The 25,710-nt window shown below is 40.7% G+C and carries 15 protein-coding genes; 8 read left to right on the forward strand and 7 right to left on the reverse strand.

What is annotated here, in order from left to right:
• Positions 1–35 precede the first annotated feature (35 nt).
• The 3 genes from L5B83_RS00715 to L5B83_RS00725 all read right to left on the reverse strand — a co-directional run bounded on the left by L5B83_RS00715 (position 36) and on the right by L5B83_RS00725 (position 11,797).
• Entirely contained in the window at positions 36–281 is a 246-nt protein-coding gene (locus tag L5B83_RS00715) for a hypothetical protein (protein WP_265777239.1), read from the reverse strand.
• Positions 259–9,942 (reverse strand): two-partner secretion domain-containing protein, encoded by a 9,684-nt coding sequence (locus L5B83_RS00720; RefSeq protein ID WP_265777240.1) that lies wholly within the window; start codon positions 9,940–9,942, stop codon positions 259–261. Before L5B83_RS00720 ends, L5B83_RS00715 begins: the two co-directional genes overlap by 23 nt.
• Before the next feature lie 91 nt (positions 9,943–10,033).
• Positions 10,034–11,797, reverse strand: a complete 1,764-nt coding sequence (locus L5B83_RS00725; protein WP_265777241.1) for a ShlB/FhaC/HecB family hemolysin secretion/activation protein — start codon at positions 11,795–11,797, stop codon at positions 10,034–10,036.
• A gap of 366 nt (positions 11,798–12,163) precedes the next feature.
• On the opposite strand from L5B83_RS00725, the gene uhpT reads away from it, so the two are divergent.
• The 4 genes from uhpT (at position 12,164) to uhpC (ending at position 17,054) form a co-directional block, all read left to right on the forward strand.
• Positions 12,164–13,534, forward strand: a complete 1,371-nt coding sequence (uhpT, locus tag L5B83_RS00730; protein ID WP_265777242.1) for a hexose-6-phosphate:phosphate antiporter — start codon at positions 12,164–12,166, stop codon at positions 13,532–13,534.
• A gap of 130 nt (positions 13,535–13,664) precedes the next feature.
• Positions 13,665–14,267 (forward strand): response regulator, encoded by a 603-nt coding sequence (locus tag L5B83_RS00735; protein ID WP_265777243.1) that lies wholly within the window; start codon positions 13,665–13,667, stop codon positions 14,265–14,267.
• A 1-nt stretch (position 14,268) separates the two neighbouring features.
• Positions 14,269–15,780, forward strand: coding sequence for a signal transduction histidine-protein kinase/phosphatase UhpB (uhpB, locus tag L5B83_RS00740; RefSeq protein WP_265777244.1), 1,512 nt, complete (start codon positions 14,269–14,271; stop codon positions 15,778–15,780).
• Positions 15,780–17,054, forward strand: a complete 1,275-nt coding sequence (gene uhpC, locus L5B83_RS00745; RefSeq protein WP_265777245.1) for an MFS transporter family glucose-6-phosphate receptor UhpC — start codon at positions 15,780–15,782, stop codon at positions 17,052–17,054. The genes uhpB and uhpC overlap by 1 nt, the downstream gene beginning before the upstream one ends.
• 65 nt (positions 17,055–17,119) lie before the next feature.
• On the opposite strand, the gene L5B83_RS00750 is transcribed toward uhpC, so the two are convergent.
• The 4 genes from L5B83_RS00750 to dsbC form a co-directional block, all read right to left on the reverse strand.
• The gene (locus L5B83_RS00750; protein WP_265778353.1) at positions 17,120–17,809 is read right to left on the reverse strand and encodes a 5'-methylthioadenosine/adenosylhomocysteine nucleosidase; all 690 of its coding nucleotides are present in this window, start codon (positions 17,807–17,809) and stop codon (positions 17,120–17,122) included.
• On the reverse strand, positions 17,809–18,468 hold the full coding sequence (locus L5B83_RS00755) for a thiol:disulfide interchange protein DsbA/DsbL (protein WP_250364316.1): 660 nt from the start codon (positions 18,466–18,468) through the stop codon (positions 17,809–17,811). The genes L5B83_RS00750 and L5B83_RS00755 overlap by 1 nt, the downstream gene beginning before the upstream one ends.
• An 11-nt stretch (positions 18,469–18,479) precedes the next feature.
• The gene (recJ, locus tag L5B83_RS00760) at positions 18,480–20,201 is read right to left on the reverse strand and encodes a single-stranded-DNA-specific exonuclease RecJ (protein ID WP_265762130.1); all 1,722 of its coding nucleotides are present in this window, start codon (positions 20,199–20,201) and stop codon (positions 18,480–18,482) included.
• A 71-nt stretch (positions 20,202–20,272) separates the two neighbouring features.
• A complete protein-coding gene (gene dsbC, locus L5B83_RS00765; RefSeq protein WP_250350631.1) occupies positions 20,273–20,959 on the reverse strand; it encodes a bifunctional protein-disulfide isomerase/oxidoreductase DsbC in 687 nt (228 codons plus the stop codon).
• 161 nt (positions 20,960–21,120) lie between these two features.
• Here dsbC and prfB point away from each other — a divergent pair.
• The 4 genes from prfB to L5B83_RS00785 all read left to right on the forward strand — a co-directional run bounded on the left by prfB (position 21,121) and on the right by L5B83_RS00785 (position 25,693).
• Positions 21,121–22,219 (forward strand): peptide chain release factor 2 gene (prfB, locus tag L5B83_RS00770; protein ID WP_265762133.1). Its coding sequence is split into 2 segments (ribosomal slippage): positions 21,121–21,195 and positions 21,197–22,219, totalling 1,098 coding nucleotides; the frame shifts between segments, so codons are not numbered across the junction.
• A gap of 169 nt (positions 22,220–22,388) precedes the next feature.
• A complete protein-coding gene (gene lysS, locus L5B83_RS00775) occupies positions 22,389–23,897 on the forward strand; it encodes a lysine--tRNA ligase (protein WP_265777246.1) in 1,509 nt (502 codons plus the stop codon).
• 65 nt (positions 23,898–23,962) lie between these two features.
• Positions 23,963–24,718 carry a Nif3-like dinuclear metal center hexameric protein gene (locus L5B83_RS00780; protein ID WP_250364311.1) on the forward strand — a complete coding sequence of 252 codons (756 nt, stop codon included), beginning with the start codon at positions 23,963–23,965 and terminating at the stop codon, positions 24,716–24,718.
• Between the two features lie 186 nt (positions 24,719–24,904).
• A complete protein-coding gene (locus tag L5B83_RS00785) occupies positions 24,905–25,693 on the forward strand; it encodes an SDR family oxidoreductase (RefSeq protein ID WP_250364310.1) in 789 nt (262 codons plus the stop codon).
• Positions 25,694–25,710 lie beyond the last annotated feature (17 nt).

A 25,710-nucleotide genomic window follows, 5' to 3' on the forward strand; every position in this document is an offset into this window, starting at 1 on the left:
AAGCATTATCCTTTCCTTTATTCTATCTAATTTCTTTATTCCTTATATTTTCCATTTCCATACTTATACAAAAGCCAATGAATAATAAAAACAGGAATACAAAGGGCTAAAGTTTCTCTTAAGTTCTCATACAAGAAAGCCCATTGCCAATAAACAACTCCATCATCAATATAAACACGAGCCATAAAAAAAATATATTTAAAAAGATGCAGAAAATATATTCCAATATAAAACCCAGCCCAAGATTTATAAAAATTATTATTTTTTAAAAGGTTCATCATTAGTCCCCTTTATATTTTTATATTGTTCTTTTAAACTATTAGAATCGCCAATCCTTTCTGCTATGGCCCCAGTAATAACTGATTTTAAAAATTTATTATTATTTTCATTAAATTTAATTTTACTCATAGTCCTCATTCCCACTGTTCCAGTTATCGCTCCCAAAGCATTCCAGCCATAATCCTCAGAATTTTCACTTGCCATTGTGCTTATTCCTACATTGATGCTTAATTGTTGTCCTAAATTCTTTCCTCTAGTCAAAATAGTTGATAATTCAGATTGCAATAGGCTATAAGGATCATAAGGTTTGTCTTGAGCTAATTGATAACCTGTATTCGCTAGTGCTGTTGCACTAACATCGGTGAGTAATGGATATTTTTCTGCCGTTATTCCAATTTGTTTACCTACTGGACCTAGCTTATTAATAAGATTTAAACTAGCTCCTGTTAAGACATTTCCTGTATATAGCGTTGCAGCCAACTCCAATCCCTCTTTCGTTGATTCTGCTACTCTCCCATCAAATGATTCTCTTAATGTTCTTGGATTTTGGATATATTTTGCATTAAAGCGCTCATATATTCTTTCTTCTTCCGATTTATCTGAATCGGAAATGAACCAACGACTTGGCAAAGATGAACGATATTTTTCATCTAACGCATAAGCATAACCGTAGCCTTTATAATAGTTTCCCGTAAGAATTTCTTTGAGGCTACGCTCAATATTTTTAGGAATGTCTCGGTTTTGTATGCTTTCTGAAACGTAACGTTTTGCGTAATTTTCATATTCAGCCCATTCTTGCGGTGTCATCTCCTCTGGGCGATAACGCGCTTTATCCACTAAATAATCACTTGTTTGATCATCTTTTTCATATTGAAGATATTCTACGATCTCTTTTTTAGTCGCATTGCCATTTTTAATTTTCTCTCTAATGTCATCACGTCTTTTTTGAGAAAGTACACTGAGATAATTATTCTCCACCGCCCGTTTCCCAATCTCACCACCTAATGCTGCGGCATTAAGTGTACTAACCGTGTTGGTCGCTGAGCCGTTTTGTTGGGCGGTTAAGCCTGACGCAAGGCTGCCTGCAAGGGTGCTTAAGGCGGTAACAGTTTGGCGTTCCTCGGCACTGAGTTGGTTCGGGTTATCTTTGCCAAGAGCTTTGGTGATGGCAGGGGCAGCAAGTTCACTGGCGGAAGCGGCAACTGCGCCTGCGGTGATATTGCCTTTAGCTGCCGCCGCTTCTACCGCACCCAGTACCGCGTGAGCAAGGGTGTTAGTAAGAACATTCACCTCGCCATTGCTGTCTGTAGTGAGTTCCTTAATTTTTTCATTTAAAGTCGGCGAGGCAAGGGTCGTGGCAATCTGTGCGCCGCTTTGTCCTGCCAATATCCCACCTGCAATAGTGGTGAGGTTATCAAGGTTGCGTTTGTATTCGCCTTTCTCACTCCACTTTTCTTGTCTTTCTAACGTATTAGCAAGTGCGGTGGTTTTTTCTGCAATTTTTTGTTTATCTTGCGTTGCCTGTGGTTTGCTTTGCGCTTGCGCTAGCTCTTGTTGCAAGCGGTCAGCTTCCAGCTGTGCGGCTTTCGCTTGATTGGCGGCATAAGTGGAGGATGCCGATTGCAACTGGCTTACTGCTTCTCTCACAACTTTTTGCTCTTTTAGCTGCCCTTGAGTATCCCTTGGTTTTTCCACTTGTGGATTGGCATTATCAAGTGCGGTGCTAAAATGCAAGGTTTTTGCCAACGCGGTGGCTGTGCTGTGGATAGGCTGGCTATCTTTATTTAAGGTAATCTTGCCCTCGGTAATGGTTGCCTTGGTGAGGCTGCTGTCACGATGGCTTTCATACATCGGCATACTTGGGTTAAAGCCACTTGAATTTTTCTCATCCACCCATCTGAGGTTATCGGCAGTTTGGTTGTTTGCGGGTGCCTCAACCACTTTGCCTGTGCCTTTTTCTTCATAATGTCCCTCTTGATGACTAAAGCCATAGCTTAATCCACCACTCATTGCTTGGCTTGAGGAATGGTTTTGAAGATGCTCGACGGTCAGTTGATTGGTGGCAAGCTCACTGTTATTGGCATTTTGGCTTGCAATCGCACCGCCTTTGAGGTGAACCTGATTTGCCTCAACGTGATAGCCTCCCTCTTCCGCAAATAATCCCGATTGTTCCGTTACTTGACGATAATGTTCGCTACTACTGTCCGCATTAAAGCCGATATTGCCACCCCACGCATTGCCAAAGCTGATACTCACACTTAAACCTGCTTGATTGCTTTTACTTTTAAGGTGTTGTTCATCTTGCATACTTTCAATCTGTAACTTACCACCCACATTGGCATCAATACGATTGGCTTTCGCCGTTGCCCCTTTGAGTGTCAGGTCATTTTGGTTATTAAAGGTTATCTGCGCACTGTCTAAATGGCTGTTGTGATACATTGTGCGTTCCGCATCCCTTTTTTGGCTGCCTCCACCCACAGTGGCATATACCCCAACGCCCGTTTGTGGTCCTGCTTGGGCAAACATCCCCACTTCAACACCCACATTTTGACCGCGCATTTTTTCTTTGCTATGGCTTTTACCTGCTTGTAATTGCGTGTCATACGCCGTCAACGTAATATGGCTATCTGCAAGGCGTTTGCCTTGTTCATCGTGGCTAGTTAAATCACTGTGCTCAAGATGAATATTACCGCGCTTTTGCTCCCCATTGGCAAGCGTTTCCCCTGTGCCTGTAGCCGTCAAGTCAATCTGTTTGGCGTTAAACACATTACCTTGGCTAATTTGCGCTTGGCGTTCTTGTGATTGACGGCTATGTGCCACGCCCGTGCCTGATTCTACGCGAATTAAATAGGCTAAACCGTCTTGCTGGGTAACCGTTTTCGCAATAGTGTCTGCCACCTGATAACCTTGCGCGGCAAGGGTAACCGCATTGGCAGCATTTACACGGTCTGACGCATGTTTATTTTTCACCGTGCGCTCCACGGTTTGGATTAAATCAATAATCGGCGATTTAACACGGGTAAATTGTCCGATTTTTAAATCACTTTGACTTTGAGATTGATTGTCGGTATTTAACGCGGCATCCGCATAAATGTTTTGGGCAATGATTCGTAGCTTATCTTTAGCTAGCACCACACTGCTGGTTTGGTGATAATCCTTACCTGCGTCAATCTCAACATTGCCTTGCAAACTCAGGATACGGCTGCCTGTGTGCGTGGTATTGTCGCCTGCTTGATTATGCCGTTCACGGTGATAACCAAAAAATCGCTCTGTATCCGAGGTGGCGACTTCACCAATTGAATGGCTCATTGCTTTTTGACTTTGGTTATAAAGGGTTTTCGCCGTATCTAATACCACATTGTCTTTGGCTGTAAGGTGGGTATTGCCCTCATTAATCAGCGTTAAGCCTTTGCCTGTAATATCGCCACCTTGCGCAATAACACGGGTCTCTGCCCCTGTGGTTATTAACGTCCCTCGCTCTTCTCGGCGGGTTTGATTGCCATCTTCATGGCTAACGCCCATCCCAGCAATATATTTATTTAAGCCATTTAGCTCAAAGCCTTTCGCACGCTTTTCTGCATTTTGCGAATAAATGTCTGTTGCCACATCAAAATTCACTGAACCACTGGCAATAAATTCCGCCCCTTTTTCTGCATTAATTTGACTGCCTTGCGTGGTGATATCCCCCGCGCTAGCAATAACCTGCAATTTCCCTTCTGTATTAATGGACGCGCTTTTCGCTAAGGTTTGATGCGTATTTTTATATGCCTCATTTTGTTGATGTTTGAGATAAGGGCTTACACCACGCCCCACCATTTCAGCGGTGTCTGCAATGGATTCGGCGCGAGAAATCTCATCGCCGACAAAAGTATCTGCCATACCAGAATCTTTACGGCTTTGGTATTTATTACGCCCCACGGTTAATGGGTCATAAACCATATTAATCCCCACACCTGACATTTTACGAACGTATTCTGATTCACCATAATGCTGCTCATCTGCCGCATTAAGCGCCACTTGTTTGGATTGTAGATGAGTGTCTTTACCGCTTTGAATTTCTACCGCGGTGGCAGTCAAATGTTCCCCTGCATTAAGTATCACATCACCTTGTTGAGTTTTAATACTTGCCCCTTTTACTGTTTCATCATAGCTCGTATTCTGCTGACGCACTTTTTCTTTGTGGTAGCCCACCGCCGCAATGCCTCCCTCAAGGCTGCTTGTAATGCCTGATTTTTTGTGTTTTTCCCATTGGGTATGGGCATAAGTATCTGTAACGGCATTTGCATTCAGTTCATTACCAGCACGGGCAATGACAGATTGATCAGCATTTATTTGTGTACCTTCAAATGCTATATCGTGATTGGCACTTAGCTCAATTTGTCCAGCTGTTAAATGCGTAACTTTGTGTGTATTTGCGAGACGATGGGAATAATTCTCAGAAGCTCTTGACGACAAAACACCTCGCCGCTGAACTTTATGATATTCCTCAACTTCTCGTGCTGTGCCTACACTGCTTAGCACAATGTTATTTTCTGCCAATGCCATAAGCTTTGCCTCGCTTTCTAGCTTAGCACCTTCTGCGGTAATATCTCGCCCACTTAACAATACATTTCCTTTGCCTTTTATCGTGCTTACCACAGCATCTTGCACTTTTTCATTACGGTAATGATTGCCTTTGCCCATTTTTTCTTCAAAACCAACAGAAAGTGCGGTCAAATTTAGTCCATTTTTTGCCTTAACAATCGTATTACCTTGTCCCTCATTAATAATATCGGCCCCTTGACTCAAGATATTATTGGCATTTAAGTGCAATACCCCTTCTTTGTCTTTGACATAAAGTAAGGCTTTGCGAGCGAGGGTAGTTTCATTGCGTTTGAAATGAGATAGCTCCACTTCTGTGGTATGGGCAGTGCTTTGGTGGGTAAAATCCCCGCCTACATCAATGAATAGCCCTTGTTCGGCTTCGACTTTCCCACCAATATTCTCAACATTACCGGTGGTTTTAATGCCAACTTTTCCTCCTAGGATATTTCCTTCGTTGCGTAATGTGTCTGTGTTTAACAAGGCGATTTTTCGCCCTGCAATCGTACCAAGGTTGTTTAAATGTGAAGTGCGTAAATCAACCACATTCGCAGAGATTAATGCCCCTTCACCATTTAAATCACCTTTTTTCGCCACCACGTAAACGCGTGGTGCAATCACATCAACCTTTTTACCGCTTGGTAAGGTGACGGTTTGCGGTTCAAACCAAACAATATCCGAGGTGAGTGCAGCCACTTGATCGGCACTCAAGGCAATACCCGGGGTTAAATTAAATTGCTTAGCAAAAGAAATCCCTTTATCCATCAAGGCCTTATATTGATTTTCAAGATCTTGCTGATTATCCAAGAACATTCGTCCTGTAAGTTGGTTAATTTGATCTCGAACCATACGCTGTTCATAATAACCATCACCTAAGCGTTTCAAGATATTTTGCGGTTCACTGCGTAGAGCATTGAACATATAATCTGAGCTAAGCCATTTTTTGCGATTGGTAAATTGCGGATCGGTTTCAATTAATACCTTTTGTCCCTCTGGATTGATCCGATAAAGGCTTGAGGTTGGCAAACTGGTGTTAGCTTGAATGTGCCTAATTTCATTCTCATTTTGTTGCAGCAAGCTATGATCAGCGGCATTACCCACTTGTTGATGAGAAGTAAGTGCGACATTATTTAATGTGACATTGGCATTTTCTGCTTCTGGGGTGAATGTGGTATGAGATTCCACGCTAGCTTGATTTAATGCCAGTGGGGTTTCTGTACGTCTCATATGGCCATAACGTCCCGTCCATTCTCGCTGATGATAGCGTTTAAATCCACCACGCCAACGAGAGTATGTCCATTCTTGATTGCCAATATCATTAATTTGGGTAATCCCAATTTCTTCAATATTGTTAATTGGGTTGGTGGTATCATTAGTGTTTTTAATGACTCCCGCTGCGATGATTTGACTACGATTATTTTCAACCTCACCGGAAAAACCAATATCGCCCCCACTGAGAATTTTTCCTGGGTGAGTTTCTTTCACTTTAGTTTGGTGTTCAATGCGTCGCGTTACATAAACATCCCAAAAATCTGCAAACTCACGTCCAAGTAAACTTGCGTTATGTTTTTGGATTGCCGTATCAAGTTGTTCAAATTTTTCCGCATTGGCATTAACCCAATCAAGATAAGGTTTCATCTCGGCAGAATAGGCAATAAGCTTGACTTCATATTCCGCCATCGCTTTACGGTATTCCACCATTTTTTCTTCATATTCTTTGAGTTCCTGCTCATACCTATTGCGATTAAAAAAATGTCTGCGTGGTTTAGTCGGCTCAACAGGCTCTTTTAACGTTGGATCAAGCCCTGATAAATCAGGCAATTCAGGGGCCGGCGTTTCTGGTGGGGTGATATTGAACGCTGCCCAAACAGGATCTTGATTGGTATAAATTGCTTGCGGAACAGGAGCGCACCCTATACGTGTCTGCTCATTCGCACAGGCTTCTTCATTAGGAGCTGGGAGTATATAACCGGCAATACCACCATCTTTCGGACGTGATGGAATCGCTTGATTTTTATAAACCACTCTCCCTGCTCGGCTAAAAGGACGCCAACGGAGTTGATCGAAATTAATCCGTTCCCCAATTTGAGGATCATCAACAATTAAGTAATGTTCATTAACCGCTTGGTTGGTGACTTCGTCAAGGTTGGTGCGTAAGCGAGCATTCTCATTTTTCAATTGTTTTACACCAAACTGAATCCCATTTCCTTCAATTAATCCGCCGCGGTTGATTAAGGTTTCGCTTAATCCTTGAGCATGATGATTGGCGTCAAGGTTTTTTCCGAAAATAATTTGTCCTTCTGATATCAATGTGCCACCAATGCCATTAAACGCCCAATCTTGCGTAAAGGTATTTTTTGTATTTTCAATCACTGGCGCAGCAATGTCTAAACGTTGAGTAGCAGCAATCACCGCAGATTTTATCGAGCCATCCGCTTGTAATTCATCACTATTTATGATTTTGTTTGCTTGCAGTGCGGTGTGACCACCATAGATACGCCCTGTACCAATATTACTCAGGGTTTGCCCTGCTTTAATAATATTTTCTTCGCTGCCTTTAATTAGACCGCGATTGGTTAAATTTTCCGAGACAGTCAGTGCGGTAGATTTTCCTTGAATTTCTGCGTGATTTTGATTATCAATATTTGCCGCTTGAATGACGGTATTTCCCTCAGAATAAAGCCCTGCTTGATTGATGAGATTACCCAATGTTGAAAGGATGAGGCTTGAACGCCCGATAATATCGTTTTCAGCGTGAAAATCTTGTTTTAGCCGGAGAGAGGTATGGTCTGCCTCAATATCCCCATCACCAGATAAGCCATTTGCCTCAATAATTAAATTTGTCGAAGCCGAGATCACACCTTCCGCATTTTCGATCCCTGCATTTGTCCCGTTAATGGTTAAATTGCCCAGTGAGAGTATTTCGCCCTGTTGATTGTGTAATTGCTGAGCGACATTTAAGGTCGTATTTTCAACACTATAAATGCCTCCTTGTTGATTATTAAGATTTTGAGCATTCAGTTCAATCTTTTTCGCAATCACACCTTGTTGCGGTGTGGCGTTGTCCACTGGTTTGGTATTGGTGTTATTGAAAGATGGTGCGGTAAGGGTTAAGGTATTTTTCGCCTGAATTAACGACCCTGTTTCCGCTATTTTTTGATTTTGAATTGATGTTGTTAGGGTTAATGCCGCGTTATTCTCCGCACTCAAAATACCTGCTCGATTATCTAATTGTTGTGCGTTGATTTGTAATGAGCCTGCACTGAATAACCGCCCATATTGATTATTCAATGCTGCTGATGGTTGCTCAAGGATAAAATCCCCACCAATTAACATTAATCCCGATTGATTGTTTAAGCCTTTATTAAGCGCTAAATTCACTGCACGATCGCTTAAGCTCGCCCAATGTCCTTGCTGATTATTAATTTGTATAGCTCGCGTATCAATCCAATTCGCTTTAACATCAGCTTGCTGGGTAGAAAGCAGAGCAGGCGTTCGCCATTGCAGATCGCCTGCGGCGGTGAGGGTTGCTGAATCGGCCTTAATGCCTTGCTGTTTAGCATTGATGCGAAGCGTATACCCTGTGGTTTGGCTATGACTAATATCTACTTCACTGGCATCAATTTGCATCTTGCCCGCAGCGAGATTTTGCCCTTGCAGTGTGGTTTTTTCGCGACTGGTAATATGAATCGAGCTGCCTTGTTCAGAAGGCGTTTCAAGGGTTCGGACTTCTTTACCATTTTGATCTGAAATCATTACTCCCGCAGCAATGACCGCCCCTTTACTTGCATTGACACGCTCAGCGTTATAGCGAATATGCCCTTTGCTAAGGGTTTCTCCTCGCTGTGTTATCGCCTTTTTCGCGGTGGCTTGAATATTACCTTGACGAGCAACCACAGTACCCATTTGTTGGATATTGGATTGGCTGTTAAAGCGAATTTCCCCTTGAAGGTTTTCAATTTTTCCTTGGTTTTCAAAATCATTGGCAGTAGTTAGGCTGATCGTTTGGTTTGCATTGAGCGTTCCCGCATTAACAATCCGCCCCTGACTATCAATGTGCACTTCCCCTACAGAAGCCCCAATATGCCCTGCATTTCGCACACCAAGCCCTGTACCGTTATCCACTAATTGAATGCGTTCCGCATACATTCCGCCAAGCTGCCCCACATCGACACGATATTCTTGCCCTTCATTTAAAGTGCGGTCATTTTTTTCATTATTTTTATTGCCGACATAAACGACGGCATCATTCGTACGGTTTACCTTATTCTTGCCAGTGGTAACTTTAAGTTGTTTTGCCCAAACGCCACCATCAAGCTGCACTTTCTCAGCGATAATGTCGGTATAATCCGCTTGGCGATTATCTAACCCTTTGCCTGTTACGCTAACTTTTCCGCCTTTGACTTGGTATCCTTTTAATTCGCCATTGGCAATATCAGGCTTACCCGTTGTCCAGGTTGAACGCCCCGCATTAATCACGCCACAGCCATCACAATGAATCCCTGAAGGGTTGGCGATCACCACATCGGCTTTTTTACCTGCAACTTCAATATAACCTTTGAGATGACTAGGATTGTTGGAATTCACTTCATTAAGAATAACTTTAGCTTCCCCCGTGGCTAAATTAGGGTTGCCTTGTACCCAGCCTGCAAGTTGGGTTTGCGTTGCTTTGCGCGCATTATTCAGTACAGCCCCTTTCTCGGCGACATCAAATTGAGAATAAGTATTACGCGAAACGCCTGCTTGGCTTGGCGTTTGAATATTAACTTGCGGTAAACCATTGGCTGTTTTCAAAATGGTTGCTTGTTGATTAGCCGGTGCTGATTTATCTGCACGAATTACCATTTCATTGGCAAACGCCGGGGTTGAAAAATAGACATACCCCAACGCCACCATCATACTAAATTGCACAGGTTTCATCACCCAACTAAACTGAGAACAAAGTGCGGTGAGATTTTGCGATGTTTTTTCAGCTCCCACATTTTCGCTTGTCGCTTTTCCCTGTGTTCTAGCTAACTCTGATACGACAATAAGCTGATTAAGCGTTTTGCTAAAAATAACGCGATAAGATTGTTTATTCATCCTTGTTTCCTTTGATTCCTTATTGCAAGTATGGATGATTTCGCCTTATTTTCATCCATATTCCTCTTGGTTTACTCGCAGTACTGCTTATTTAAAAACGGTAATTTAAAGCAAAACCTGTTGTTAAGTGGCTGGTTCTGAACCCTTCAGGTTTTCTAATTGGGATGCCAATAAAATAATCATAGTTTAATCCCCATAAACGACCTCGTAAACCCAGTACACCGCCAGTGAGGCTCTCTCCCAGTTGCAGTTCTTCTTGGGAGGATCTAACAATACCTCGATCAATACCGAGATATAATTCTTGTCCTTTATTGGCAATGTTCCAAGCAAGTTCATTACGCCATACCCAACCACGCTCTCCTGAAAGAGATAACTCACCATCAAATCCTCGTACAGTATAACGCCCACCAATGCTTAATTTATCCTGTTGAACCAGTGGTGTTTGATTCCATTGAGCATTCCAATGGGTATTGAAGCGAAAAGGTTGAGAACCTAAGGTAAAGGGGTAATTTAGGTCAATAGAGGCGGTGATGATCTGCATTCTAGAGGTGCCTTCATCAAATTTTTCCTCAGGCGCTGGCAAGGCACGATTAGCGCCTGTACCGCGTTTATAATTAGCCGAAAGTTGTAATGTTGCATTACCGATATAATGTGTGTGATTAATGCCCATTTCCCAACCTGCGGTACGGCGACGTTGTACCTGTATTTCTGTATCGTTAATATAGTTGGAGGATTGTCTTGTCCATAACGAAACATTGAGATAAGTTTTAGAACCGCTATTGCGCCATAGCAAACGACTTAAATTAGCGTGTATTTGACGACTTTCTCCCGAATATTCATAGGATTCAAAAGCCCCTGCAATAGTTTGATGATATTGGTATCTTGAGCCAGAAAGGCTGAGCAAATAATTTTTCCACGGAATCGAGTAATAAAGACTGTAATTTTTACTACCATAATCTCCTTCCACATCATCACTATGGCGCTTAAAACTTTTTGTTGCACTGAAATAAAACATATCATTCAGTGTGGTCACATTATCCCAAGAAAAAGTGGCGGAACCCTGTAAACGCCCTGTGGCTTTTGTCCCTGAATCGTCTACCCCTAAGGTGAAATGAAAAGGGAATTTTTGTTTATAGGCAATGATAATATCCGATTCACCGATATTTTCTGTCGCTTGTAATTCAATATTCGCATCAGCACTTGGCACACGTTTGAAGTTTTCTAATCCCTGTTCAATATCTCGCACATTCAAAATATCCCCTTGTTTTATTGGCATCGCAAACCAAAGCGTACCTCTCGTAGCAAAGGGAATTGCACTTTGATCTTGTAGCTGGATATGTCCTACTTTACCCGGTATGAGGGTAAGAATTAACATCTCAGAACGCAAATCTTGTGGCTCAACAACTACTCGAGTAGTTATATAGCCAAAATCAATTAAGCGATTTTGAATACGGCGTAAAAGTGTATTAATCCCTTGTGAGCCAATGCAAGCAGGTAGGGAGAAATCCCCCTCTGTATAAATCGCATTTAATGCCCAAGAAAATTGACTTGGTTGAATAAATTCAGGGTTTTCTTCGTTAGCGTTAATATCAGTTAGCACAATTTGCTTGATAGGAAAACATTGCGCTTCACTCTGTGGAAAACCTTGTTTTTCAATTCTGTCGCTTTGTAAACGAATATGAGGCGGCTGAATTTGTTGAGACTGAATTGCGGAATTAAGGTTATTTTGTTGCTGTTGTTGCGTTGCATTAATTTGTTTTTCCTCAGGTGTTTCCACACGTTCCGTGACAGCCCTGCAAAGTAGAGGAAAAAAACAATAAGTCGCTAAAAAAGTAAAATAAAAGAATCTAAACATCAGTTTTTATATAGAAAAGCTAAATGGAATAATTGTAAGCCTAGCCAATAGCAAACGTTTTTGCAAGGTAAAATACGAAATTAACTACGTCTGTTACTTTAGTAGTAGCAATATATGAAATAAGCCCTCAATAAAAAGAAAAGCCTCATTTCACAACAATGTTATACACATAGTACAACCTCTTTTTTGCTAATTTCTCCGCAATTCTTTTAAGTCGTAGCAAAAATGTGATCTATCTCACAAAAATCTTCAAAACAGCGTAAAACTAAGAAATTTTCCTAATTCATCTAAGCGCTCATCTCAAGGCAGAAAAGCAAAATCTTATTAAAATTTAACCGCACTTTTTTACTTTATATTGAGGAAATTATGTTCAAATTTTTACAACAGGTACGAAAACCTGTACTCAATCTTCCCGTGGAAGAACGCCGCAAAATGTGGTTTAAACCCTTTATGCAATCTTATTTGGTTGTCTTTATTGGCTATATGGCAATGTATTTGATTCGTAAGAATTTTAACGTTGCACAAAATGATATGATCGAAACCTACGGACTAACTAAAACTGAACTCGGTATGATTGGGTTAGGTTTTTCTGTGGCATACGGGATTGGGAAAACCCTTGTTTCTTATTATGCGGACGGCAAAAATACAAAACAGTTTGTTCCTTTTATGCTCATTCTTTCTGCGCTTTGTATGATCGGCTTTAGTGCGAGTATGGGCGGGGGTAGTGTCGCATTATTTTTAATGGTTGCATTTTATGCACTCAGTGGCTTCTTCCAAAGTACAGGTGGCTCTTCAAGTTATTCCACCATTACCAAATGGACTCCGCGTAAAAAACGTGGCTCGTTCCTTGGTTTTTGGAATTTATCGCACAACGTAGGGGGCGCAGCTGCCGCTGGGGTGGCATTATTTGGGGCGAACGTGTTATTTGATGGACACGTTATCGGAATGTTTATTTTCCCTTCTATTATTGCGTTGATCGTGGGATTTGTAGGGTTACGCTATGGTTCAGATTCTCCTGAAGCTTATGGACTAGGTACAGCAGAAGAATTATTTGGCGAAGAAATTAGTGAAGAAGATCGTGATGCCGAAGCGCAACAGCTCACTAAATGGCAAATTTTCGTGCGTTATATCTTAAAAAATAAGGTGATTTGGTTACTTTGCTTTGCCAATATTTTCCTTTATATCGTACGCATTGGTATCGATCAATGGTCGCCTGTTTATGCCTACCAAGAATTAGGGTTCTCAAAAGATGCCGCTATTTCTGGTTTTGCGCTATTTGAAGTGGGGGCATTAGTCGGCACATTTTTATGGGGATATTTATCTGATTTAGCTAATGGAAGACGTGGATTAACTGCTTGTATTGCGTTGATTTTAATTGTCTTTACCCTTGAGTTTTATCAATTTGCAACCAACGAATATATGTACTTAATCTCATTATTCGTACTTGGTTTCTTGGTATTTGGACCGCAATTATTGATCGGCGTTGCAGCGGTCGGCTTTGTGCCGAAAAAAGCGATTGCGGTTGCGGATGGAGTTAAAGGTACCTTTGCTTATCTGATTGGCGATAGCTTTGCAAAACTCGGTTTGGGTATGATCGCAGATGGTACCCCTATCTTTGGTTTAACCGGCTGGGCTGGAACCTTTGCCGCGTTAAATACCTCTGCGATTGTATGTATGGTATTGCTTGCTTTTGTGGCAATTGCAGAAGAGAAGAAAATTCGTCGCTTGAAAAAATAGCATAATTTTTCACCGCACTTTCTCTTTTCACAACAATATTAATTATGCAGTGTAATTTTCACTGCATAATTTTTTTATTGGAGTACAATGCTCTCCCGCTTTGCTTAATACCTTATGGCTAGGATACAAAATGATTAATATCGTGTTAGTTGATGATCATCTCGTGGTGCGTTCAGGCTTCTCGCAACTGCTTTCTTTAGAACCAGATATGCGTATTGTCGGTGAATTTGGTTCAGCAAAAGAAACCCGTCAAAATTTACCACGCCTCAAACCTGATGTGTGCATTATGGATATTTCTATGCCTGATGAAGGTGGGTTAGAATTATTAGCTGATATTCCACAAGGCATTCACTGCATTATGCTCAGCGTCAATGATTCAGAATTTATTGTTAAAAAAGCCCTTGAATTAGGTGCAAAAGGCTATTTAAGCAAGCGTTGTAGCCCAGACGAATTAATCCAATCGGTACGCACCGTTTATGCTGGAGGGGTATATTTAATGCCAGAATTAACCTTGAAACTGCTCTCTACGCCAACTCAGCATCCTCTGGCACACTTGACCAAACGGGAACAACAAGTCTGTGAATTACTTGCCGAGGGGCGTAATGTAAAAGACATTGCGATCCATTTATCCCTGAGTATAAAAACAGTTCACGTTCATCGTGCCAATGCGATGAGTAAATTAAATGTTAAAAATAATGTTGAATTAGCCAATTTATTCCGTAGTAAAGGATAAAATGAATACCCTTTTCTCTTTTATATATAGCTGGTTTTTTGTTGCCCCAGCCTATTTTTGCTTATGGATTATTTCTAATTATTTATTAGATGATCCACTGCTCTCTTTTTTATTTTTTCCTTTTGCGTTACGCATTGGTATTCTCATTCACACACAACTAAAATATTGGATTGCTATTTATCTTGCTGAATATAGCATTTTACTCTTACTCTCTATTGCTTTTCCTGCCAATAATTATGTTTCTATTGTCTTACTAGGGTTATTGAATATACCTATCTTGTTTATATTTAAGAAATACTATTTTGGAAGTCAATTACGCTGTCTATTATTACAAGGTTTATTAATTACCTTACTCAGCCTAATCAACGCACTCTACTTTATGAGTACAGCGCATTTTTATTTCACCTTTCTTGTCAGTTTCTCAAGTGCGGTGCTAATTATTCCAATTTGTTATTTAATTTATTATTTTCTTTTTGAAATAAAATGGTTACCTTTAACCTCAAGCCTTATCCGAAAACCCATCAGTTTAAGATCGAAACCTATTATTATTTATTTGTTATTATTCCTCTTAAATATTTATATCCAGACTGATTTACCTGAATCTTTTAATCGTTTTTCACTCTTTTTCTTAGCCATACCCATTATTTTGCTGGCTTTTCGTTATGGTTGGCAAGGCGCTTTGCTAGGGATCTTATTGAATAGTTTGGCGCTGATTAGTACAACTCACCATTTTTCTAATGTAGAATTAACCGATTTATTGCTCACCCTTTCTGCCCAAACCATTACAGGCATTTTCCTTGGCTTAGGCATTCAACATCAACGAGATTTAAATCAGCATTTAAGCCAAGAATTGCTGAGAAACCAATATTTAACCCAGCAATTAATTCATCGTGAAGAAGAAATTAGGAAGGAAATCTCACGAGAATTACACGATGAAATTGGACAAAATATCACGGCTATTAGAACACAAGCGAGTATTTTAAAACGGATAGGAAAAACACCAGAATACGAAAAACTCTCACAGATTATTGAGCAATTATCCTTAAATATTTACGATAGTATTAAAGGACTTATTAATAAAATCCGTCCACGTATCTTAGATGACCTCAACTTACAAGAAGCCTTACAAAATCTTTTTATTGAATTAGATTTTGCAAGCCAAAATACGCATATTTATTTGCATTGTCATAATCCGAAAAATCGCGTGATTTCTCATTTACTTGAAATTACGTTATATCGTTTATGTCAAGAAGCATTAAATAATATAAAAAAATATGCGGGTGCAACAAAAATCACTATTAATGTGAACATTGATGAAAAAATCACATTACATATTCAAGACAACGGCATTGGTTTTGATTTATCTAAAATCAACCACAGTGGATTAGGTATAAAAGGAATGAAAGAACGTGTTGCAATGTTAGGCGGAAAATTTGAGATTCATTCTGTAAAATGGACAAAACACCAGCAGAGTGGCACAGGTATTTTTGTAGAATTACCTTGGATTAACTAATGAATAAAGAAACACTGCAACAAATCAACCAACGTTACCAATATTGGCGCATTCATTTAATGTTTGTGATGTATATTGGCTATGCCGGTTTTTATTTTACTCGAAAAAGTTTTAACTATGCTGTTCCTGCATTGATTTCTGATTTAGGCATTGATAAAAATGATATTGGAATGATGACCACCGCCTTTTATATTACTTATGGCATTTCTAAATTTTTATCTGGTATGTTTTCTGATCGCACTAATCCACGCTATTTTATGGCAATTGGTCTCTTTTTTAGTGGCGTTATAAATATCTTTTTTGGATTATCAAGTTCACTCTTCGTGTTTATGAGCTTATGGATTCTCAATGCGTGGTTTCAAGGCTGGGGTTGGCCTGCTTGTTCTAAATTGCTCACCACTTGGTATTCTCGTACAGAACGGGGCGCTTGGTGGTCGGTATGGAACACTGCACACAATGTGGGTGGGGCATTAATCCCTTTAATTATTGGCTATGTTACCTTGCATTATAGTTGGCGTTATGGATTCATTATTGCTGGGATCATCACGCTTTTTATTGCCCTATTCCTTGCCCTGCGGTTACGAGGTACCCCTGAATCTCTTGGTCTACCTAGCATTGGGCAATGGCGAAAGGATCAATTAGAATTAATTCAAGAACAAGAAGGAAAAGATCTTTGCTGGCAACAAATATTATATCGCTACGTTTTGTTAAATAAATATATTTGGCTTTTGGCACTCAGTTATACCCTCGTCTATATTGTCAGAACAGCCATTAACGACTGGGGAAATATTTATTTAACTGAAAAATATCATTATGATTTGGTGTCTGCCAACAGTGTTATTTCGCTATTTGAAATTGGCGGTATTTTGGGTTCGTTAGTTGCTGGTTGGGGATCTGATAAATTATTTTCTAGCAATCGTGGCCCTATGGCTCTGTTATTTGCGATTGGTATTTTCTTTTCTATTTTAGCATTGTGGTTAATGGTGCAAGAAAAGTTTATTTTGCAAAGTGCGGTGTTTTTTTCTATCGGATTTTTTGTATTTGGTCCACAAATGCTCATTGGAATGGCAGCGGCGGAATGTTCCCATAAAAAACTGGCTGGCACCGCTACGGGGTTTATTGGTTTATTTGCTTATTTAGGGGCGGCATTATCGGGCTATCCTTTAGCCATTATTATGCAACACTTTCATTGGAACGGTTTTTTTGTGGTGATTTCCTGTTGCGCCTTTCTTATTGCCTTATTACTCTTGCCATTTTTAAAAGCACAGAATTAAAAAAGCCTTAGCATATAAAAATACTAAGGCTTCTTACTGTCGTCTTTCTGTTATGGCTTAAATGATTACAAGTCATCAATCATCGCCACAACCATTGCGGAAGATTGCTTGGCGGCGAGAGGAAGGAATTCTTCAAAGGACATACTCGCTTCCCCATCGCCACTATCAGAAATTGCACGAACCACCACAAAAGGGACGTTGAAAGCGTGGCACACTTGGGCAATGGCGGCGGCTTCCATTTCTACCGCTGTTACATCAGCAAAATGTTGTTTAATTTGTGCGAGAGGCTCTCCGCCGTGGATAAAACTATCACCTGAACAAATTAAGCCTTTATGCACTTTTTGCCCTTGCGCAAGTGCCACTTTTTCCGCAAGTGCGGTGAGATTTTCGTCAGAATTAAAACGTGCGGGGCAATTAGGTAGCTGACCTTTGACATAGCCAAATGCGGTAACGTCCGCATCGTGGTGAGCTGTTTGGGTAGAAATCACTACATCGCCCACCTTTAATCCCGCTGCAACCCCACCTGCCGAGCCTGTGTTGATAATCACATCGGGGTTAGCAAGTTGCAACAGCGCAGTGGTTCCCATTGCAGCTGCCACTTTTCCTATACCTGATTGCAATAAGGCAATGTTTTTGCCATTAATTATACCTTGATAAATGGTTGCGCCACCAATTTGCGTTGTCGTTTGGTTTTCCATTAGGGCAGATAAATACGCCACTTCTTGTGCCATTGCACCGACAATTCCAATTTTCATCATTGTTTCTCTTGTAATAATTTGTTAATTAAAAAATCTAACACGGCAAAGCTATAATCATCGTTATAAAGGGTGCTTGCGGTCAGCACATAACGGCCATTAATGATGGCATAAGGATAAGTAAATACCCCATATTCTTCCGTCAGTTGAATGGCATCTTTTACTTGTAAACGGACATTAACCGAATGATACAATTTAGTAAATTCTTCTGTATCAATATGTTGTTGTGCAAGCCATTTTAAGAAAGTAGGAAAATGAGCTAATTCGGTATAACGTTTTTTTTCAGAACTTTCAAACAACAATAAATCAGAAACATTCTCTGCATTCATTTGCTGTAAGGTGTAAAAAATATTTGCCGTTAAGTTCGCTTTTGTTGTAGCAACGGGAATCTCCGTGAGTACAATATGATCACGATTGATTTGGCTATATAAATTAAGAATATCCTGCGCCACAGAACAAACACGGCAATCATAATCAAAGAAAAATTGAATTAAAATCTTATGATCAGCACGAGCGGGAATCACTAATGGCTCCTGATAAGAAAAATAATCACGCCCTTCTTCAAATTGGCTGATATGTAACTTAGGCTGTTCAAGGGGTTCAGCCCAACTTATTTGGCTCACACCAAGCATCATAAAGAAAAAAAGTAGCCGCCACATTTTATACACCATCAATCTGCCAATGGCTCAATATAATCCACCAAGAGCTGAATATTACGCTGCCCACGGTATTCATTAACATCTAATTTATAGGCGAGTTTCACTTTTTTTAATGAAAGATCAGGGTAATAACGGGTATCTACGTTAAATGCAATGGCATCAAATAAAGCTCCACCATTGATTGGTTCAACCATCATTTTTAAATGCTTTTCGCCCACTAAACGCTGTTGTAAGAGTTTAAATTCACCATCAAAGACAGGCTCAGGGAAAGCTTGACCCCAAGGCCCTGATTGCTTGAGTAGCTCTGCCGTATCTAAATTCATAAATTGTGGCTCAAGTTCGCCGTCCGTCCACACGACACCTTGCAGATCTTTCTCATCTAAACATTCCGTTACAACTTCATTAAATAGTCGTTGGAAATCACTAAATTTTTCTTCTTGAATGCTCAGCCCTGCTGCCATTGCGTGTCCGCCAAATTTGATAATCATATCTGGATGGCGAGAATGTAAGCGCTCCAATAAATCACGAATATGTAATCCTTCAATAGAACGCGCTGAGCCTTTAAGAATGCCTTCCTGATCTTGGGCAAAAGCAATCACGGGGCGATGAAACTGATCTTTTAGTCTTGACGCTAAAATGCCCAGCACACCTTGATGCCAATCTGCTTGATAAAGCACGATACCTGTTGGCAATGGCGGAGTAAGTGCGGTCAATTTTCGGCAAATTTCTAGCGCCTCTAATTTCATTCCTTGTTCAATTTCTTTACGTGTTTGGTTAAGCCCATCTAACTCTAATGCCAATGCCCGTGCAGAAGGCATATCTTGTGCTAAAAGTAATTCGACCCCGACTGACATATTATCTAACCGACCCGCTGCATTTAAACGAGGCGCGATAGCAAAGCCTAAATCTGATGCACTAAATCGGCTCATATCACGATTAGCCACTTCTGCTAAGGCTTGGATACCGTAGCGACAACGTCCTGCACGAATACGTTGCAAGCCTTGATAAGCGAGAATACGATTATTTTGATCTAATGGCACCACATCAGCAATGGTGCCAAGCGCCACCAAATCAAGCAACTCAGTAAAATTGGGTTGGCTTTTGTTATCAAATATGCCTTGTTCACGTAACTTGGCGCGCAACGCCAACATCACATAAAAAGCAACCCCAACGCCTGCTAAAGATTTAGACGGGAAATCACATTGTGATAAATTAGGATTTACAATGGCATCAGCTTCCGGCAAGGTTTCGCTAGGTAAATGGTGATCGGTTACCACCACTTGTACGCCCTGTGCTTTTAAAAAGGCGACGCCTTCAAAGGAAGAAATGCCATTATCTACGGTGATAAGTACCTCTACCTGTTTTTCCAAAGCTAATTTCGCCACCTCAACACTTAAGCCATAACCTTGTTCAAAACGGTTCGGCACAAGATAATCTACTTGCTGAAAGCCAAGCTGACGTAACGCCACAACGGTTAATGCTGTACTGGTTGCACCATCCGCATCAAAATCCCCAACGATGACCACCTTTTTTTGCGCTTCCCGAGCCTGTGCCAACACATTTACCGCGTGTTGCATACCAAATAACCTGTGGGGAGAAAGCATTGAATTTAAAGTGCGGTCTAATTGTTGCGAATTTTTTATTTGACGCGCACGATAAAGGCGATCAAGCAAAGGATGATCGCTAATAGGCTGTTCTGAGCTAATAGGACGGCGTTGGATTGTTTTGTTCATATCAAATTAATGGATTTCACTCTTGCTATTTTGGGGGAATACATAGCCCCCAACAAAAAATTTTACCGCGCTTATTCTTCTTGCAACGCGTTTAATAATTCTTTTGGTGGTAAATAGCCCCCAATCAGCTCGCCTGTCGGCGTAACAATGCTAGGCGTACCGCGCACACCAAATTGTACACCAAGCTCATAGTGTTTTTTTACTCTATCCACATTCTTCAAGGTTTTCGGCAAATTGCCTTTTTCTGCTTCATTTAAGGCATACACAGGATCTTTCGCCTGCCAAATGGCTTCCATTTGTTTTGCCGTGTTATTATTCAATCCACCACGAGGAAACGCGAGGTAACGCACGGTAATGCCTAAATCATTATATTGCTGAATTTGCTGATGCAATAAATGACAATAATGGCAAGTGATATCCATAAATACAGTTACCGCATATTTTTCATTTTTTGCTGGATAAACAATCATTTCATCTTTATAACTGTTTAATTTATCAAGTAAAAATTTTCCTGTTAAATCTACTGGACCTTTATCAGTGAGTTGGTATAGTTGCCCTTGTAGCACATATTTGCCATCTTCAGAGGTATAAAAAATGCCTTCATTACTGATGACTGTTTTAATTCCTGAAAGCGGAGAAGATTTGATCTCCATTTGCGAAATCCCCAATTTTTTTAATTGGCTTTCAATTTGAGCATCGTTAGCCAGCGCATAAGCAGACAAAGTCGCTAACGAAAGTGCGGTAATTATTTTCTTCATTTTTTGTTTCCTGATATTCATTCCTTGCGAACGGCAGATTTTATCACAAGCCCCATTAACAAGCTAATAGGAAAAGGCTTTCAACATAATTGACCTACCAAATTGGGCTAAAATAGCATATAATTCGGCTCTTATATTAAAAATCATATAGAACTGAATTTATGTTTGAAATTAACCCAATCAAAAATAAAATTGCCGATCTTGCTGAACGTACGGCAACCCTTAGGGGGTATCTTTGACGTTGATAGCAAAATCGAACGTTTAGAAGAAGTCAATGCAGAGCTAGAACAGCCCGATGTATGGAATGAGCCAGAAAAAGCCCAAGCGCTAGGCAAAGAACGTGCGAGCTTAGAGGCAGTGGTTGATACCATTAAACATTTAACACAAGGCTTGGAAGATGTAGAGGGCTTGTTAGAACTTGCCATTGAAGCTGAAGATGAAGACACCTTCAATGAGGCGGTGGCAGAACTCGATGAATTAGAACAAAAATTAGCCGCACTTGAGTTTCGCCGTATGTTTAGTGGCGCAAATGATGCGGCAGATTGCTATGTCGATCTTCAAGCAGGCTCTGGCGGAACAGAAGCACAAGACTGGACAGAAATGTTATTACGTATGTATTTACGTTGGGCTGAAAGTAAAGGCTTTAAAACCGAATTGATGGAAGTTTCTGACGGTGATGTCGCGGGGATAAAATCCGCAACGATCCGTGTTTCAGGCGAATATGCTTTCGGCTGGCTGAGAACAGAAACGGGCATTCATCGTCTCGTACGTAAAAGTCCATTTGATTCGAATAATCGTCGTCATACTTCTTTTAGCGCCGCTTTTGTTTATCCTGAAATTGATGACAACATTGATATTGATATCAATCCTGCGGATTTACGCATTGATGTCTATCGCGCCTCTGGTGCTGGCGGACAACACGTGAACAAAACAGAAAGTGCGGTACGAATTACCCATATTCCAAGTGGTATTGTGGTGCAATGTCAAAATGATCGTTCGCAACATAAGAATAAAGATCAAGCAATGAAACAGCTTAAAGCCAAATTGTACGAACTTGAATTGCAAAAACAAAATGCCGAAAAACAGGCTATGGAGGATAATAAATCCGACATTGGTTGGGGCAGCCAAATTCGTTCTTATGTGCTTGATGATGCACGAATTAAAGATTTACGTACAGGGGTTGAAAACCGCAACACGCAAGCCGTGTTAGATGGTGATTTAGATAAATTTATTGAGGCAAGCTTAAAAGCTGGTTTGTAATCGTTAGATAAAAAATCAAGATCTTTTCTGACATCACCAATGCTCAGGTTTTTCTTATTAAAAAAGAAAGAAACATCTGATTATTCACAAAACTAGATTGACTAAACGATTTTAACCTTGCCTCATAAACGGTTGTGTAGATAACAATAAAATTTAAAGGTAAAACAAAATGACAGAACAAACTCAAGAATTAGATTTAAATGGTGAAATGCGAGTTCGCCGTGAAAAATTGACCGCATTGCGTAAAAAAGGCAATGCGTTTCCCAATACCTTCCGCCGTGATGCGCTCGCACAGGATTTGCATCAACAATATGATGAAGTAGAAGGCGAAGCACTAAAAGCCCAAAATGTGGAAGTGAAAGTGGCAGGGCGCATTATGACACGCCGCATTATGGGTAAAGCGACCTTTGTTACCTTGCAAGATATGAGCGGACGCATTCAACTTTATATCGCTCGTGATAATTTGCCAGAAGGCGTCTATGCTGATGATGTCGGTAACTGGGATTTAGGCGATATTGTTGGGGTTAAAGGCACATTATTTAAAACCAAAACCAATGAACTGACCGTTCGCGCCTCAGAAGTACAACTTTTAACCAAAGCACTACGCCCATTACCCGATAAATTCCACGGTTTAGCCGATCAAGAAATGCGTTATCGCCAACGCTACTTGGATCTGATTTCTAATGAAGAATCACGCCGCACTTTCATTATTCGCTCAAAAGTGATTGCTGGAATGCGTGAGTATTTCATCAGCAAAGGCTTTATTGAAGTAGAAACGCCTATGCTACAAGTGATCCCTGGTGGTGCTGCTGCCCGTCCATTTGTTACCCATCACAATGCATTAGATATTGATATGTATCTACGTATTGCCCCAGAACTTTATTTAAAACGCCTTGTTGTAGGTGGGTTTGAACGTGTATTTGAATTAAATCGTAACTTCCGTAATGAAGGGGTTTCTGTACGTCATAATCCAGAATTTACGATGATCGAATATTATCAAGCCTATGCGGATTACCACGATTTAATGGATAACACCGAAGAATTATTACGCAAACTCGCCCTAGACATTCTCGGTACCACAATTGTTCCTTATGGCGACTATGAATTTGATTTCGGTAAGCCATTCGAGCGTATCACTATGCACGAAGCAATTTTAAAATACGGTGCGGATAAAGGCATTGAGAAAGAAGATCTTTATGATTTCGATCGCGCTAAGGTATTGGCAACCAAACTTGGCATTGAAGTACAAAAATCTTGGGGCTTAGGTTCTATCGTAAACGCAATTTTTGAAGAAGTGGCAGAACATCACTTAATTCAACCAACTTTCTTAATGGCTCATCCAGCGGAAATTTCACCATTAGCACGTCGTAATGATGAAAACCCAGAGGTTACCGATCGTTTTGAATTATTTATTGGCGGACGTGAAATTGGTAACGGTTTCTCAGAATTAAATGATGCCGAAGATCAAGCTGAACGCTTTGATGCACAGGTTGCCGCAAAAGAAGCCGGTGATGACGAAGCGATGTTTAAAGATGACGATTTTGTTACCGCACTTGAACACGGCTTGCCACCAACGGCTGGAGAAGGTCTTGGCATTGACCGTTTAGCAATGCTCTTCGCCAATGCACCATCAATCCGTGATGTAATTCTCTTCCCTGCAATGAAACATAAAGGGTAAAGATAAATTAATAAAGGAAAGATAGCTTAAGGCTGTCTTTTCTTTTTCATAGTGAATAATAAATAATGAACAATTTAACATTAGAACAATTAATCAATCAAAAACTAGATTCTACTAGCATCACCGACTATGCACCGAATGGTTTACAAATACAAGGTAAAGATGAGGTTAAAAAGATCATCACTGGCGTAACAGCAAGCCAAGCGTTAATTGATTATGCGATTGAACAAAATGCCGATGCCATTTTGGTTCATCACGGCTATTTTTGGAAAAGCGAAAATCCTTGTATTCGAGGAATGAAAGGTAAGCGAATTAAGGCATTATTGCAAAATGATATTAATCTTTATGCCTATCATTTACCCCTTGATGTTCACCCTGAGCTTGGCAATAACGCACAACTTGCCGCCTTGCTTGGTATTGAGGATCTCCAACCATTGGAACAAGGAAGATTCAGCATTCCCGTTTACGGGACGTTAAAAACACCAATCAGTGGTGAAGAATTGGCACAACGCATTGAACAGCAATTACAACGCAAACCACTTTTTTGTTTGGAAAATGCACCGCACTTCATTCACACGGTGGGCATTTGTACGGGGGGCGGTCAAGGCTATATTGATCTTGCCGCTCAACAAGGCATTGATGCGTTTATTACGGGTGAAGTTTCGGAGCAAACAATCCATTCAGCGCGAGAACAAGGGATTAATTTCTTCGCCGCTGGGCATCATTGCACTGAACGTTATGGTGTCAAAGCCTTAGGAGAATGGCTGGCGAAAAACTACGATGTTGATGTGGCGTTCAAAGATATTTACAATCCAGCGTAGTTAATATCAAGGGAATAGTATTCAGTAAGGCAACATTAACGCTAAATCAACGCCAGTAAAAAAGCAAAGTGCGGTGTAAATTTTGCTAAAATTCAGGTCAGCTTTGTATAAGCGCAACTTTTCCCTTATACTAAGCACAATTTTTCACAATACCTAATTCATTAGGTTCATAAAAAGGAATAAAAAATGGGTTTCTTAACAGGTAAACGTATTTTAATTACAGGTTTGGCGAGCAATCGTTCTATTGCTTATGGTATTGCTGCAGCAATGAAACGTGAAGGTGCAGAGCTTGCATTCACTTATTTGAATGACAAATTAAAACCTCGCGTAGAAGAATTTGCCAAAGAATTTGGTTCAGACATTATTCTTCCTCTTGATGTTGCCAGCGATGAAAATATCACCAACTGTTTTACGGAATTAAGTAAACACTGGGAAAAATTTGATGGTTTTGTCCACGCAATCGCGTTCGCACCGGGCGATCAATTAGATGGTGATTATGTTAATGCGGCGACACGTGAAGGCTTTCGCATTGCACACGACATCAGCGCATACAGCTTTGTCGCAATGGCACAAGCAGCACGCCCTATGCTTAACCCAAATTCAGGCTTGGTTACCCTCACCTACTTAGGCGCTGAACGCGCTATTCCAAACTACAATGTGATGTGCTTAGCAAAAGCCTCTCTTGAAGCAAGTACCCGCGTTATGGCAGCCGATCTAGGTAAAGACGGCATCCGTGTCAATGCGATTTCCGCCGGCCCAATTCGCACATTAGCGGCATCCGGCATTAAAAACTTCAAGAAAATGTTGGCAACCTTTGAAAACACTGCGCCATTACGTCGTACAGTAACCATCGAAGATGTAGGTAATTCCGCCGCTTTCTTATGCTCTGATTTAGCTTCTGGAGTAACTGGCGAAGTATTGCACGTTGATGCAGGCTTTAGCATTACTGCAATGAGCGAATTAGGTGCAGAATAAATTTAACCTCGAACAAA

The sequence above is a fragment of the Avibacterium sp. 21-599 genome (genome assembly GCF_026226765.1).
Taxonomy (GTDB): Bacteria; Pseudomonadota; Gammaproteobacteria; order Enterobacterales; family Pasteurellaceae; genus Avibacterium.